Annotated in this window: 12 protein-coding genes; 5 read left to right on the forward strand and 7 right to left on the reverse strand. The window is 64.0% G+C overall.

Features of this window, described 5'->3' with window-relative positions; translation table 11 throughout:
* Positions 1-5 precede the first annotated feature (5 nt).
* A complete protein-coding gene (locus tag AC5O5R_RS22515) occupies positions 6-1,016 on the reverse strand; it encodes a DUF481 domain-containing protein (RefSeq protein WP_172221054.1) in 1,011 nt (336 codons plus the stop codon).
* A 165-nt stretch (positions 1,017-1,181) separates the two neighbouring features.
* On the opposite strand from AC5O5R_RS22515, the gene AC5O5R_RS22520 reads away from it, so the two are divergent.
* Both AC5O5R_RS22520 and AC5O5R_RS22525 read left to right on the forward strand, forming a co-directional pair.
* Positions 1,182-1,535, forward strand: a complete 354-nt coding sequence (locus tag AC5O5R_RS22520) for an MGMT family protein (RefSeq protein ID WP_172221051.1) — start codon at positions 1,182-1,184, stop codon at positions 1,533-1,535.
* A gap of 43 nt (positions 1,536-1,578) precedes the next feature.
* Complete coding sequence (locus tag AC5O5R_RS22525) at positions 1,579-3,126, forward strand: AmpG family muropeptide MFS transporter (RefSeq protein WP_172221048.1); 1,548 nt, start codon at positions 1,579-1,581, stop codon at positions 3,124-3,126.
* Positions 3,127-3,201: 75 nt separating this feature from the next.
* On the opposite strand, the gene AC5O5R_RS22530 is transcribed toward AC5O5R_RS22525, so the two are convergent.
* The 3 genes from AC5O5R_RS22530 to AC5O5R_RS22540 all read right to left on the reverse strand — a co-directional run bounded on the left by AC5O5R_RS22530 (position 3,202) and on the right by AC5O5R_RS22540 (position 6,001).
* Positions 3,202-4,446 (reverse strand): MFS transporter, encoded by a 1,245-nt coding sequence (locus AC5O5R_RS22530; RefSeq protein ID WP_172221045.1) that lies wholly within the window; start codon positions 4,444-4,446, stop codon positions 3,202-3,204.
* A 112-nt stretch (positions 4,447-4,558) separates the two neighbouring features.
* Positions 4,559-5,401: a mechanosensitive ion channel family protein gene (locus tag AC5O5R_RS22535; protein ID WP_172221042.1), complete on the reverse strand. Its 843-nt coding sequence runs from the start codon at positions 5,399-5,401 to the stop codon at positions 4,559-4,561.
* A 114-nt stretch (positions 5,402-5,515) separates the two neighbouring features.
* The gene (locus AC5O5R_RS22540; RefSeq protein ID WP_172221039.1) at positions 5,516-6,001 is read right to left on the reverse strand and encodes a YajQ family cyclic di-GMP-binding protein; all 486 of its coding nucleotides are present in this window, start codon (positions 5,999-6,001) and stop codon (positions 5,516-5,518) included.
* Between the two features lie 101 nt (positions 6,002-6,102).
* On the opposite strand from AC5O5R_RS22540, the gene AC5O5R_RS22545 reads away from it, so the two are divergent.
* Genes AC5O5R_RS22545 through AC5O5R_RS22555 form a run of 3 tightly spaced genes read left to right on the forward strand, consistent with a single transcriptional unit; the run spans position 6,103 to position 9,657 of the window.
* The gene (locus AC5O5R_RS22545) at positions 6,103-7,020 is read left to right on the forward strand and encodes a putative 2-dehydropantoate 2-reductase (protein ID WP_172221036.1); all 918 of its coding nucleotides are present in this window, start codon (positions 6,103-6,105) and stop codon (positions 7,018-7,020) included.
* A 38-nt stretch (positions 7,021-7,058) separates the two neighbouring features.
* The gene (locus AC5O5R_RS22550; protein WP_172221033.1) at positions 7,059-9,089 is read left to right on the forward strand and encodes a sensor histidine kinase; all 2,031 of its coding nucleotides are present in this window, start codon (positions 7,059-7,061) and stop codon (positions 9,087-9,089) included.
* A gap of 1 nt (position 9,090) precedes the next feature.
* On the forward strand, positions 9,091-9,657 hold the full coding sequence (locus AC5O5R_RS22555; RefSeq protein WP_172221015.1) for a cob(I)yrinic acid a,c-diamide adenosyltransferase: 567 nt from the start codon (positions 9,091-9,093) through the stop codon (positions 9,655-9,657).
* A gap of 171 nt (positions 9,658-9,828) precedes the next feature.
* On the opposite strand, the gene AC5O5R_RS22560 is transcribed toward AC5O5R_RS22555, so the two are convergent.
* Genes AC5O5R_RS22560 through argJ form a run of 3 tightly spaced genes read right to left on the reverse strand, consistent with a single transcriptional unit; the run spans position 9,829 to position 12,673 of the window.
* A complete protein-coding gene (locus AC5O5R_RS22560) occupies positions 9,829-10,773 on the reverse strand; it encodes a Nudix family hydrolase (protein ID WP_172221012.1) in 945 nt (314 codons plus the stop codon).
* Positions 10,770-11,402 carry a glutathione S-transferase family protein gene (locus AC5O5R_RS22565; protein ID WP_172233064.1) on the reverse strand — a complete coding sequence of 211 codons (633 nt, stop codon included), beginning with the start codon at positions 11,400-11,402 and terminating at the stop codon, positions 10,770-10,772. The genes AC5O5R_RS22560 and AC5O5R_RS22565 overlap by 4 nt, the downstream gene beginning before the upstream one ends.
* 53 nt (positions 11,403-11,455) lie before the next feature.
* Positions 11,456-12,673: a bifunctional glutamate N-acetyltransferase/amino-acid acetyltransferase ArgJ gene (gene argJ / locus AC5O5R_RS22570; RefSeq protein WP_172233061.1), complete on the reverse strand. Its 1,218-nt coding sequence runs from the start codon at positions 12,671-12,673 to the stop codon at positions 11,456-11,458.
* Positions 12,674-12,781 lie beyond the last annotated feature (108 nt).

A 12,781-nucleotide genomic window follows, 5' to 3' on the forward strand; every position in this document is an offset into this window, starting at 1 on the left:
GCAATCTACCAGGTGACGCCGAACCCAGCGGTATAGCGAGTCTTGTCCAGGTCACTCTCACGGGTGCCGGTGATGATGTCCTTCTCCGCCTTCAGGTTCAGCGAAGCCCACTCGGTGACCTTGTAGCGCAGGCCAACCTCGGCATCCAGGGAATAGTCGGCCACGCCGCCCAGCGGCTTGGCGAACTCGCCGTTGGTGAACAACTGCACATTCTTGCCGATCAGGTAGCGGGTGTAGTCCCACTTCACGGCTGCCGAATAGAAGTTGTCCTTGCCGCCGTCCTGGTACTCGAAGTCGGTGCGGTTGATCAGCGATCCCAACGAGAACGCGCCCAGTTCATCGTCCCAGAACTGGTAACCCGGGCCGGTACCCACCGTACGCTGGCGGGCCAGATCCTCGATGCGGTCGCGCTTGTACTCCGCACGCCCCTGCCAGAACCATTTCTCGGTGATGAAGCGGTCCAGGGCGTACTCGGCACTCCAGTTGTCGGTGGTAGTGACCTCGTCCTTGGTCTCGCGGTTGTATTCGCCCTCGGCGTTATGCCGCCAGCGGCCGTGGCGGGCCGTGGTCTTGAAGCCGACATCATAGTCGTCGGTGTCGTTCTCGGCGCGCTTGTAGTCCAGCGCGACGTCGACGTTGCCTTTCCACACGAAGTCTTCGACCAATGGCTTGGGCTTCATGATCTGCTCGATGCTGGCCAGCTCCACGGTCTTCGGCGCCTCGCCGTTGGCCAGGATCACCTTGCCAGCCTCCGCGGCCTTCAGTGACTTGGCTTTCTCACCGCTGTAGGCGTCCTGCTTGACCAGCAGCTCCTGGTCGCTTTCCAGGGTCTGGACCTGTTTCCAGTCCAGCGCGATGGAGCCGCCATAAGGGGTTTCCAGTAGCAGCTTGCCGCCGTCGAAGACTTTGATCTTGCCGCTTAGCCGGTCACCGTTCTTCATCCACACGGTGTCGGCGAACACCGGGGAGGCGCACAGGGAGGCAGCAAGGAGGCACAACAGGGATCTAGAATTCATAAACGGACTTTGGATTGCGGACGATGGGTTCGGTTTGACGAAAAAGCCGGGCATTATCCAGATACCGACAACCAGAGCAAGCACTGACCGGCAGCCTGCCGTTGAGTTCAAATCTCATTTACCGGACCACCGGTCCGGTTTCACCTGCAGCCCAGGGGGGGCGTGATGTCTGATGGTTACGAGCACGCTCTGGATTCGGCCGAGGGCCGACGAACGGCGCTGTATTCGGTACTGGGCCAAGTGCCAGTCGGCAAGGTTGTGAGCTATGGCCAGCTGGCCGAACTGGCCGGGCTGGGGCGCGCGGCACGCTGGGTCGGGCGTACCCTCGGGCAGTTGCCGGCGGATACCCGCTTGCCGTGGCACCGGGTGCTCGGCGCAGGTGGCCGGTTGAGCCTGGCACTGGGCACCCCGTCGGGTGATGAACAACGGGCGCGGTTGCGCGCGGAGGGGATCAATGTAGCCAATAATCGTGTGGATATGACGCGCCATGGCTGGCGCCCAATGGAGCACAGCGGTTAGAGTGCGCGCTTTGTTTTCTGAAACTTGAGGCAGATGTTGGCCCATGCCCCGTAAAACCTGGCGCGCTGCGCTCGCTGCCTATGCCAGCCCGTCAACCCTGGTACTTTTACTGCTCGGTTTCGCCGCCGGCCTGCCCTACATGCTGGTGTTCTCGACCCTGTCGGTGTGGTTGCGCGAAGCGGGCGTGGCCCGCGAGACCATCGGTTACGCCAGCCTGATCGGCCTGGCCTACGCCTTCAAATGGGTGTGGTCGCCGCTGCTCGACCAATGGCGCCTGCCGCTGCTCGGCGGCCTGGGGCGCCGCCGTTCATGGTTGCTGCTTTCGCAGTCGCTGGTGGTGGTCGGGCTGGTCGGCATGAGCCTGTGCGACCCGCAGCAGCACCTGTCCTGGCTGATTGCCATGGCCGTGCTGGTGGCATTTGCCTCGGCCACCCAGGACATCGCCGTCGACGCATACCGCCTGGAAATCGCCGACGACCAGCGTCAGGCCGCACTCGCCGCCAGCTACATGGCCGGCTACCGGGTCGCTGCCCTGCTCGCCACGGCTGGCGCCCTGTTCTTCGCCGAGTGGTTCGGCTCCACCGGCTACAGCTACCTGCACAAGGCGTGGGCCGGCACCTACGTGATGTTCGGGGTGATGATGCTGCCTGCCCTGTTCACTACCCTGGTCATGCGTGAGCCGCCGGTACCCATGCGCACCCAGCTTTCGGCTGCGCGCTACGGCCTGGTGCATCAGCTGGCTTCGGTGTTCGTGCTGATCATCCTGCTGGTGTCGGTGCCGGCCAGCTTCACCCAGATGTTCAATACCGGCTGGTCCAGCGTCATCGCCGGTGATGCCACCCCCCTCGACCTGCTGCTGGAGGACCGCGCCTTCCTGCGCCTGATCCTCTACGTACTGCTGAGCTGGGCGTGCCTGTCGAGCCTTGGCCGCCGCGGCTTGGCCCCGGTACTGACGCCGGTCAACGATTTCATCGCCCGCTACCGCTGGCAGGCCCTGCTGCTGCTCGGCCTCATCGCTACCTATCGCATGTCGGATACGGTGATGGGCGTGATGGCCAACGTGTTTTACATCGACATGGGCTTCACCAAGGACCAGATTGCCAGCGTCAGCAAGATCTTCGGCCTGATCATGACCCTGGTCGGCGCCGGTGTCGGCGGCCTGCTGATCGTGCGCTTCGGCATCATGCCGATCCTGTTCATCGGAGGGGTGGCTTCGGCGGGTACCAATATCCTGTTCCTGATGCTGGCCGACATGGGCCCCAACCTGGAAATGCTGGTGGTGACCATCTCGCTGGACAACTTCAGCTCGGGCATGGCCACCTCGGCCTTCGTCGCCTACCTGTCGAGCCTGACCAACCTGAAATTCTCGGCGACCCAGTACGCGTTGCTGAGCTCGATCATGCTGCTGTTGCCGCGACTGATCGGCGGCTATTCGGGAGTGATAGTGGAGAAGTTCGGCTATCACGACTTCTTCCTGATCACCGCGCTGCTAGGCGTACCGACGCTGATCCTGATTGCCCTGCAGTGGCGCCAGGAAGCTGGGCGGGGTACGCCGGTGGCGGAGGGCAGCTCAGCGGCCGAGCGGCCGTGAGAGGTTTGCATCGCCTGCACCGGCCTCTTCGCGGCGGTTCGACGCCTCGATGAGACCGGTACAGGCAATAAAAGCTTACTGAGTAACAGCCCCTTCCCCAGGCCGCCCACCCACTACGAACCACAGCGGCCACAGCGCCAGAGCCCCCGCCACCCCCGCCGCCAGGGCAAAGTGCAGCAAGCTGGCACCGGCACCGATCATCGCCAACAGCGCCCCGCCCAGCCCCAGCAAGGCGATGGTGATCATCCCCAGCATGGCCGACACCAGGCCCTTGCTCTGTTCGCTGGAAAACAGCGTCATGCGGTACAGCACCGCGTTGGCCACGCCCAGGCCCAGCGCGTACAGCGACATGCCTGCCACTACGCTGGTCACGCTCGGCCAGTACCAGGTGGCCAGCACCATCAGACAAAGGCCGGCGAGGTACGGCCACAACGCGCCGCGCACCAGGGCCGGCAGCGGATAGCGGTCGGCAATGCGGTTGATGATCAGGTTGCCGAGTATCAGCCCGGCAAACACGGGAAGCTGCCACAAGGCGTATTCCAGGGTGCTGAGCCCCTCGTCGTGAATCAGCAGCACCGGCGACAGGCCGATCCAGCCAATCAGCGGCAGACCGACCAGGCCCAGGGCCGCGCTGCCAGCGACAAAGCGGCGGTTGGCCAGCAACTGGCCATAGCCCGCCAGCAGCGGCAGCAGGTGAATCGGCGTGAACGCCAGGCGCGTGCCGTCCCGGCGTTCCACCCCCAGGGTTTCCGGCATCAGGCGGTACAGCAGTACCCAGACCAGTACCGCCCCCGTGGCGAAGGCCACGAACAGCCAGCGCCAGTCCAGCCACTGCAGCAGCAAGGTGCCCAGCAGTGGCCCGAGCAGGGGCGACAACAAGGCGATGTTGGCCAACAAGGCCATCATGCGCACTGCATCTGCCTCGCTGAAGGCTTCGTTCAGGGCCGGGTAGCTGACCGTGACCACAAAGCCCAGGCCAATGCCCTGCAGCAGGCGCAACAAGTTGAACAGGCCGATGTCATGCACCCAGAAGGTAGCCAGGCAGGCCACCCCGAAGAACGTGCAACCGATCAGCAGCAACGGGCGCCGGCCGTAGCGGTCGGCCAGCGGGCCGATCAGCCATTGCAGGACCACGCCACCCAGCAGATACAGGTTGAGGGCATGGGGGATGTATTCAGGGCTGGCGTCGAGGTCGCCAACCACCACCGGCATGGCCGGCATGACGGCGTCGCTGGCCAGGTAGGTCAGCAGCTCGAACAGTGCCAGGGTCAGGCCGAACAGCAAGGCGCGCAGCGGGGTGATGTACAGCAATGGCTTCATGATGGCGTATCGGGTGTGGCAGGAGGGGTCAGCCTATATGCCAGATATGCCGGGAAATTGCTGTGAACAAGTGTAAAAACGGGGCCGTTTGGGCCCCGGTTTCACTACGGTGTTACTGCGTTGCAGTCTCCTGCACCACGCGAATCACCCGTTGCGGAAACGGGATATCGATCCCTTCCGCCTTCAACCGGTCACGGGCATGCTCGTTGAGCATGAACATCACGTCCCAATAATCCGAAGTCTTGGTCCAGATGCGCAGCGACACGGTTATCGAGCTGTCACCCAGCGTCGAGATCACCGCCTGCGGTGCCGGGTCTGCCAGCACGCGTGGATCCTGCGCCAGCTCCAGCAACACGTTGCGGGCCTTCTGCAGGTCGGCCTCGTAGTCCACACCCACGTCGAACACCACCTTGCGCGTAGGCTGGCGGTTGGTGTTGGTGATGATACCGTTGGACAGGCTGCCGTTGGGCATGATCACCGTCTTGTTGTCACCGGTACGCAGCACGGTGTGGAAGATCTGGATGCTGTCGACGGTGCCGGCCACGCCCTGCGCCTCGATCCAGTCACCGATGCGGAACGGGCGGAACATCAGGATCAGCACGCCACCGGCGAAGTTCGCCAGGCTGCCTTGCAGCGCCAGGCCGATGGCCAGGCCTGCAGCACCGATGGCCGCGACAAAGGAGGTTGTCTCGATGCCGATCATGGAGGCGACGCTGACCATCAGCAGCACCTTCAGCACGATATTGGCCAAGGTGCTGATAAAGCCCTGCAATGCCAGGTCGGCATTGCGCAGGCCAACCAGCTTGCCCAGGCGCGCGCTGACCTTGTTGATGATCCACCAGCCGACCGCCAGGGTCAGCAGCGCAAGCAGCACACGGCTGCCGTATTCCATGATCAAGGGGACCCACGTCTGGGATTGGCGGACCAGCTGATCGACTTCAGCGTTCAAATCCATACTCATCTCCTGATGCCGAGCGGCAAGTACACGGTAAAACAGGCCGCGCCTGTTTGCGCAGCCCCGGCCCCCATGGACATCATCAGGCCATCAGGGTTCCGGGTAGCACCTGCATCAGTCGCGGAAGTTGTTGAACTGCAGCGGCATGTCGAATTCCTTGGCGCGCAGGGCTGCAATCGCCTCTTGCAGGTCGTCACGCTTCTTGCCGGTGACACGCACCTGCTCGCCCTGAATGGCGGCCTGCACCTTCAGCTTGGCGTCCTTGATGTGCGCGACGATCTTCTTCGCCAGCTCTTTGTCGATGCCCTCACGGAACTTGGCTTCCTGCTTCATTTCCTTGCCGGAGGCATAGGCGTCCTGGGTTTCCAGGCATTTTACGTCGATCTTGCGTTTGACCAGTGCTCCGCGCAGGATCTCGATCATGGCCTCGAGCTGGAACTCGGCCTCGGCGGTCAGCAGGACGGTCTGGTCCTTGTCCTTGAACTCGAAGCTGCCCTTGCCTTTGAGGTCATAGCGGCGATCCAGCTCCTTGATGGCATTGTCGACAGCGTTTTGCACTTCGTGCTTGTCCAGTTCCGATACCACGTCGAACGAAGGCATGGTGATTCTCCAAAAATGAAAGCGCGCTCAGTCTGAAGATGGAGCGCGTCAGGGTTAGGCGGTTAAAATGCGGACTCATTATAACGGGTTGCGAAACGCATATGAGCAGCACCTGGCATATTCTCGGCGCCGGTAGCCTGGGCAGCCTGTGGGCCTGCCGCCTGGCACGCGCGGGCAAAGCGGTACGGCTGATCGTGCGAGACCAGCAGCGCCTGCGCGGCTACCAACAAGCGGGCGGGCTGACGCTGATCGAAAACGAGCAGCCCCGGCATTACGCCATCCCCGCCGAAACCGCACCGGCACACGGGCCGATCCACCGCCTGCTGGTGGCCTGCAAGGCCTATGACGCAGCGCCGGCCATCGCCAGCGTGGCCCCACGGTTGGCTGAAGGTGCCGAAGTGCTGCTGTTGCAGAACGGCATGGGTAGCCAGGACGAAGCCGCCGAGCTGGTGCCGCACGCGCGTTGCGTGTTCGTGTCCAGTACCGAAGGGGCGTTCCGCGAAGGTGACTGGCAGGTGCGTTTTGCCGGCCACGGTTTCAACTGGCTGGGCGACCCACGCAACCCCACCATCCCGGCGTGGTTCGATGACCTGCACGAGGCCGGTATCCCTGCCGAATGGACGGTGGATATCCTCACCCGGCTATGGCGCAAGCTGGCGCTCAATTGCGCCATCAACCCGTTGACCGTGCTGTACGACTGCCAGAACGGCGGGCTGCTGGGCCACCTGGACGAGGTCGAGGCGCTGTGCGCCGAACTGGCCGGGTTGCTGCGCCGGTGCGGCCAGCCCGAAGCGGCGCACGGGCTGGATGAAGAGGTGCAACGGGTGATCCTTGCTACCGCAGCCAACTACTCTTCCATGTACCAGGACGTGCGTGCTGGCCGGCGTACCGAGGTGCATTATCTGCTCGGCCACGCCTGCCGCGCCGCTGCTCGTCATGGCCTGCAGCTGCCGCAGCTGGAACACTTGCTGCAGCGTCTGGTCGAAAACCTGCGCCTGCGTGGCTTGCCCTGCGACTGACGCGGCCCCAACAACCGGATACGGACATTGCCTAGCCCATGACCTTGCGCCAACGCCTGGAAAACCTCCCGGTCGGGCAGAAGCTGCTGGCCGCCCTGCTGGTGTTGCTGGTGACCATCCTGCTGGTGGCCAACCTCACGTTCATCAGCGCCGCCTACTGGATCACCCAGGAAAGCATGGCGCCGCAGGCGCTGCAGACCATCGGCCGGCTGGTGGCCAACCCACAATTGGCGGCCCGCGCGGGCGATACCCCGGAAACCGCCAGCGCCCTGCTCAAGGAACTGGACAGCTACACCCCGCTACGCGCTGCCGCCGTCTACGGCGGCGATGGCCGGATGCTGGCGCAACTGCAGCATGGTGACCCGCTGGCCCTGCCCAAGCGTTTTCGCAACATCGACGGCTGGCGCCTGATGGAGTTTCGCAGCACCCAGCTGATCCGCATCCCGCGCGAGGCCAACCCGCCGGCGCACCTGCTGCTGGTGGCCAGCAGCGAACTGCCCACCGCCTTCTACACCGGTACCCTCAGCGCCAGCCTGGGCATTCTGGTGTTCAGCATCCTGCTGTGGATCGTGATCGCCCGGCAGATCAAACGCCTGATCACCCAGCCGATCAACCAGCTGGAGGAGCTCAGCCGCCAGGTTACCCGCGAAGAGAGCTACGCACTGCGCGCCCAGCGTGGCAACGATGACGAAATCGGCAGCCTGGCAGAAGCCTTCAACACCATGCTCTCGCGCATCGAAGCCCGCGAACACCAGCTCAAGCGCACCCGCGATGAATTTCAGGACGCCTATGATCAGGCCCAGGGCCTGGCCGAGGAAACCCGCCATACCAACCGCAAGCTGGAGCTGGAAGTCCAGGTGCGCAGCAAGATCGAGAAAAAGCTCACCGGTTTCCAGAACTACCTCAACAGCATCATCGACTCCATGCCCTCGGCGCTGATCGCCCTCGATGAACAGCTCTACGTGACCCAGTGGAACCACGAAGCCACGGTACTTTCAGGCACACCACTGGACGAAGCGCTGAACCAACCGATCTTCATCGCCTTCGAGCCGTTGAAGCCGTTTTTGCCACAGCTGAAGGAAACCGTGGAAAAGCACCGGGTGGCGAAGATCGAGCGGGTGACCTGGCCCAAGGGCGATGACCTGCGCCACTACGCCCTGACCTTCTACCCGCTGACCGGCGGGGGCGGCCGTGGCGTGGTCATCCGCATCGATGACATCACCCAGCGCCTGTCGCTGGAAGAGATGATGGTGCAGTCCGAGAAAATGCTCTCGGTCGGCGGCCTGGCTGCCGGCATGGCCCATGAGATCAACAACCCGCTGGGTGCCATCCTGCATAACGTGCAGAACATCCGTCGGCGCCTGTCGCCCGACCTGCCGCGCAACCTGGAGCAGGCCCAAGAGCTTGGCATCGACCTGTCCACCGTCAACCGCTACCTGCAAAGCCGCGAAGTGCCGCAGCTGCTCGATGGTATCCAGCAGGCCGGTGCCCGCGCGGCCAAGATCGTCACCCACATGCTCAGCTTCAGCCGCCGCAGCAACCGCCAGCTGGCACCATGCGACCTGCCGGCACTGATCGACCAGGCGGTGGACATTGCCGGCAACGACTTCGACCTGGCGATCGGCTTCGACTTCAAGGGCCAGGCCATCGTGCGCCAGTTCGACCCGGCGCTGGGGCCGGTACCGTGCACCGCCAACGAACTTGAGCAGGTGCTGCTCAACCTGCTGAAAAACGCCGCCCAGGCCATTCACCTGAGGCCGCAGCCGAGCGAGCCCGGGCGTATTACCCTGCGCACCCGGCTGAACCCGCCGTGGGCGGAAATCCAGGTCGAGGACAATGGCGTGGGCATGCCCGAGGCGGTGCGCAAACGCACCTTCGAGCCGTTCTTCACCACCAAGGAAATCGGCCAGGGCACCGGGCTGGGCCTGTCGGTCTCGTACTTCATCATCACCAACAACCACAAGGGGCAGATGGAGGTGCAGTCCACGCCGGGCCAAGGCACCTGCTTCACCTTGCGCCTGCCCCTGGGCCAGCCGGCAACGACGGCGCCGGCCAACACGGAGAAATGACATGGGCTACCGCCTGTCGAAGATTTACACCCGCACCGGAGACAAGGGCGAAACCGGCCTGGGCGACGGACGCCGAGTGCCCAAGGACCACCCGCGGATCGAGGCGATTGGCGAGGTGGACAGCTTGAACAGCCAGTTGGGCGTACTGTTGGCGTGCTTGGCCGAGGCCGGTCTGGATGAGGTGAGTACAGTGCTGGCGCCCTGTCAGCACCGCTTGTTCGACCTGGGCGGGGAACTGGCGATGCCCAGCTACCAGGCGTTGAACCAGACAGAGGTGGAGCGCCTGGAGGCGGCCATCGATGTGTGGAACGAAGAGCTGGGGCCGTTGAAGAACTTCATCCTGCCCAGCGGCTCGATGCTGGTGGCGCAGGCACATGTGTGCCGCAGCCTGGCGCGCAGTGCCGAGCGGCGGTGTCAGCAGTTGAATACCGTTGAAACGCTGGAAGGGGTTGGGTTGGCGTATATCAACCGGCTTTCGGACCTGCTGTTTGTGGCCGCGCGGATCATAGGGCGGCGGCAGGGGGTGGCCGAGGTTTTGTGGCAGCCGGCGGTAAAGCCTGAAGGCTGATATTTTTTGGGGCTGCTGCGCAGCCCATCGCCGGCAAGCCAGCTCCCACAGAGACGGCACAGACTTCAAACCCTGTGCAGGCTCAGTGGGAGCTGGCACAGACTTCAAGCCCTGCGCGGGCTCTGTGGGAGCTGGCTGGCCGGCGATGGGCCGCATGGCGGCCCCAATTACTCAGGCGTCAGGCCAGAACGCCCGGATCCCGGCCACACCCTGTGCCCCGATATTCCAGGCCTGCTCACGCTCATCGGGCCCTACCCCACCCAGCAGATAAACCGGCTTGCTGAACCCGGCGATCAGGCGCTGCGCCTCGTCCCAGCCCAATGGCACGGCCTCGGGATGGGTCTGGGTGGCCTGCACCGGCGACAAGGTGACGAAATCCACGTCCATCTGCTCGGCCAGCGCCAGCTCCTCGGCACTGTGGCAGGACGCCGCCAGCCAGCGCTCCTTGGGGAACGGCCGGCCCTTGGCCGCGTATTTGCGCAACTGCGCTGCCGTCAGGTGCCAACCGGCAGCCGGGAAGTCACCCAGCCATTCCAACGGCCCTTTCAGCATCAGTTGCGCCTTGCCTGCACACAGCCCGACCGCATCCACCGCCACGTCGCGGTACTTGGGGTCGTACATGTCCGGGGCCCGCAACTGGATTAGGCGGATGCCACTGGCAACCGCCTTCTGGATGCCCTTGAGCATCCGCGGCACCTCCAGCCCCTCCGGGGTGATGAGGTACTGATCAGGCAGGTGCGCGGCAGCAACGATTGGTTTGTTGGCCTCGGGAAATTCGTACTGAGCCAGATCGCGCGGGGCAACCCACTCCAGCGGTTGCCCCTCGGCGCCGTGCGGCTCGCCCGTGAACGCCTCGACTTCGCGAACATCCAGCAGCACCTGCTTGTCCGGGTAGTCATGGCTGACCTTGATCAAGGCCCGCGAACGGCTCACCTCGATACCCAACTCCTCGCGCAGCTCACGGGCCAGCGCCGCCTCGACGCCCTCGCCGTCCTCTACCTTGCCGCCAGGAAACTCCCACAGGCCGCCCTGATGCTGAGTGTCGGCACGGCGTGCGATCAGAATGCGGCCATCGCTGCCGCGAATCACAGCGGCTACTACATGAATACGTTTCACCCTGCACGCTCCGCCAGGCCAGCCTGCTGCCAGGCCTTGAACGCTGGCCACTGATAAATGGTCTCGATGTAGGTTGCCGCCTCTGCGGGTACCTCCACCCGGTAGGTACGCAGCCGCACAGCCACCGGGGCGAAGAAGGCATCGGCCAGGCTCGGCTTGCCGAACAGGAACGGGCCGCTGTCCTTGGCCACCACCCGACATTCGGACCACAGCGCAACCATACGATCGATGTCGATCTGCACGTCCAGCGGCACGCTGTCCAGTGCCTGATCGCGCGACAGATCGAACGGCATGGCCCCGCGCAGGGCGAAGAAGCCGCTGTGCATCTGCGCGCACGCCGACCGCGCCTGGGCGCGGGCAGCCACGTCGGCAGGCCACAGTTGGGCCTCGGGGTGGCGTTCGTTGAGGTATTCGGCAATCGCCAGCGAGTCGGCGATCACTCCGTGCTCGGTCTTGAGCAACGGCACCTTGCCGGTAGCCGAGTACGCGAGCAGGCGCTGACGGGTGTCAGGCTGATTGAGTTTGATCAAGGATTCTTCGTATGGCACGCCGGCCAGCTCAAGGGCCAGGGCGCCACGCAGCGACCAGGAGGAGTACAGCTTGTCGCCGATGATCAGGTGATAGCTCATGGTTCGGCTCCATCATTTGGAAAAATCGGGGCCGCGTTGCGGCCCCGATCACATCAGGTACGGTACTCGGCGTTGATCTTCACGTATTCGTGCGACAGGTCGGTGGTCCAGATGGTTTCGCTGCACTGGCCACGGCCCAGCTCGATGCGGATGGTGATCTCTTCCTGGGCCATTACTGCCGAACCCTGCGCTTCGGTGTAGCTCGGGCTGCGGCCGCCCTGGCTGGCGATGCAGACGCTGTCCAGGTACACGTCGATCAGGCTGACATCCAGCTCTGGCACGCCGGCACGGCCGACTGCTGCCAGGATACGACCCCAGTTGGGGTCAGAGGCGAACAAGGCGGTCTTGATCAGCGGCGAGTGGGCCACGGCGTAGCCCACGTCCAGGCATTCCTGGTGGTTGCCACCACCGTTAACCTGCACGGTGACGAACTTGGTGGCACCTTCGCCGTCACGGACGATGGCCTGGGCGACTTCCATGCACACTTCGAACACCGCCTTTTTCAGCGCTTCAAACAACGCACCGCCGGCTTCGGTCACTTCCGGCAGGTTGGCCTTGCCGGTGGCGATCAGCATGCAGCAGTCGTTGGTCGAGGTGTCGCCATCGATGGTGATGCGGTTGAACGACTTGTTGGCGCCGTCGAGCATCAGGTCCTTGAGCACCGCTGGCGACACCTTGGCGTCGGTAGCGATGTAGCCGAGCATGGTGGCCATGTTCGGGCGGATCATGCCTGCACCTTTGCTGATGCCGGTGACGGTAACGGTCACGCCATCATGTTGAAACTGACGGCTGGCGCCCTTGGGCAAGGTGTCGGTGGTCATGATGCCGGTGGCGGCTTCCGCCCAGTGGTTTTCCGACAGGTTGTCGAGGGCGGCCTGCAGCGCACCTTCGATCTTCTCGACCGGCAGCGGCTCGCCGATCACGCCGGTGGAAAATGGCAGTACCGCTTCGGCGGGCACACCAGCCAGCTCGGCCAGCTTGGCGCAGGTACGCTCGGCAGCGGCCAGGCCTGGGGCGCCGGTACCGGCGTTGGCGTTACCGGTGTTGGTCAGCAGATAGCGCACGGTGCCCTGTACACGTTGCTTGGAGAGGATCACCGGCGCGGCACAAAAGGCGTTGAGGGTGAACACGCCGGCCACGCTGGAGCCTTCGGCGCAGCGCATGACCACTACATCCTTGCGCCCCGGGCGCTTGATGCCGGCAGAAGCGATGCCGAGTTCAAAACCCGGAACCGGGTGCAGGGTAGGCAAAGGACCAAGACCAACAGCCATTAGAGCGCTCCTAGAAATTACGGTTGATAGCGAAAAACGGGGCCGCTTCGCGCCCCATCGCGACACAAGGCCGCTCCTACAGGGTTGTCGCGATTCCTGTGGGAGCGG

This window comes from Pseudomonas sp. 8_5_2 (assembly GCF_059295255.1).

Coding starts and splice junctions, on each gene's coding strand:
- AC5O5R_RS22515 (WP_172221054.1), bottom strand. CDS start 1,016: ATGAATTCTAGATCCCTGTTGTGCCTCCTTGCTGCCTCCCTGTGCGCC.
- AC5O5R_RS22520 (WP_172221051.1), top strand. CDS start 1,182: ATGTCTGATGGTTACGAGCACGCTCTGGATTCGGCCGAGGGCCGACGA.
- AC5O5R_RS22525 (WP_172221048.1), top strand. CDS start 1,579: ATGCCCCGTAAAACCTGGCGCGCTGCGCTCGCTGCCTATGCCAGCCCG.
- AC5O5R_RS22530 (WP_172221045.1), bottom strand. CDS start 4,446: ATGAAGCCATTGCTGTACATCACCCCGCTGCGCGCCTTGCTGTTCGGC.
- AC5O5R_RS22535 (WP_172221042.1), bottom strand. CDS start 5,401: ATGGATTTGAACGCTGAAGTCGATCAGCTGGTCCGCCAATCCCAGACG.
- AC5O5R_RS22540 (WP_172221039.1), bottom strand. CDS start 6,001: ATGCCTTCGTTCGACGTGGTATCGGAACTGGACAAGCACGAAGTGCAA.
- AC5O5R_RS22545 (WP_172221036.1), top strand. CDS start 6,103: ATGAGCAGCACCTGGCATATTCTCGGCGCCGGTAGCCTGGGCAGCCTG.
- AC5O5R_RS22550 (WP_172221033.1), top strand. CDS start 7,059: ATGACCTTGCGCCAACGCCTGGAAAACCTCCCGGTCGGGCAGAAGCTG.
- AC5O5R_RS22555 (WP_172221015.1), top strand. CDS start 9,091: ATGGGCTACCGCCTGTCGAAGATTTACACCCGCACCGGAGACAAGGGC.
- AC5O5R_RS22565 (WP_172233064.1), bottom strand. CDS start 11,402: ATGAGCTATCACCTGATCATCGGCGACAAGCTGTACTCCTCCTGGTCG.
- argJ (WP_172233061.1), bottom strand. CDS start 12,673: ATGGCTGTTGGTCTTGGTCCTTTGCCTACCCTGCACCCGGTTCCGGGT.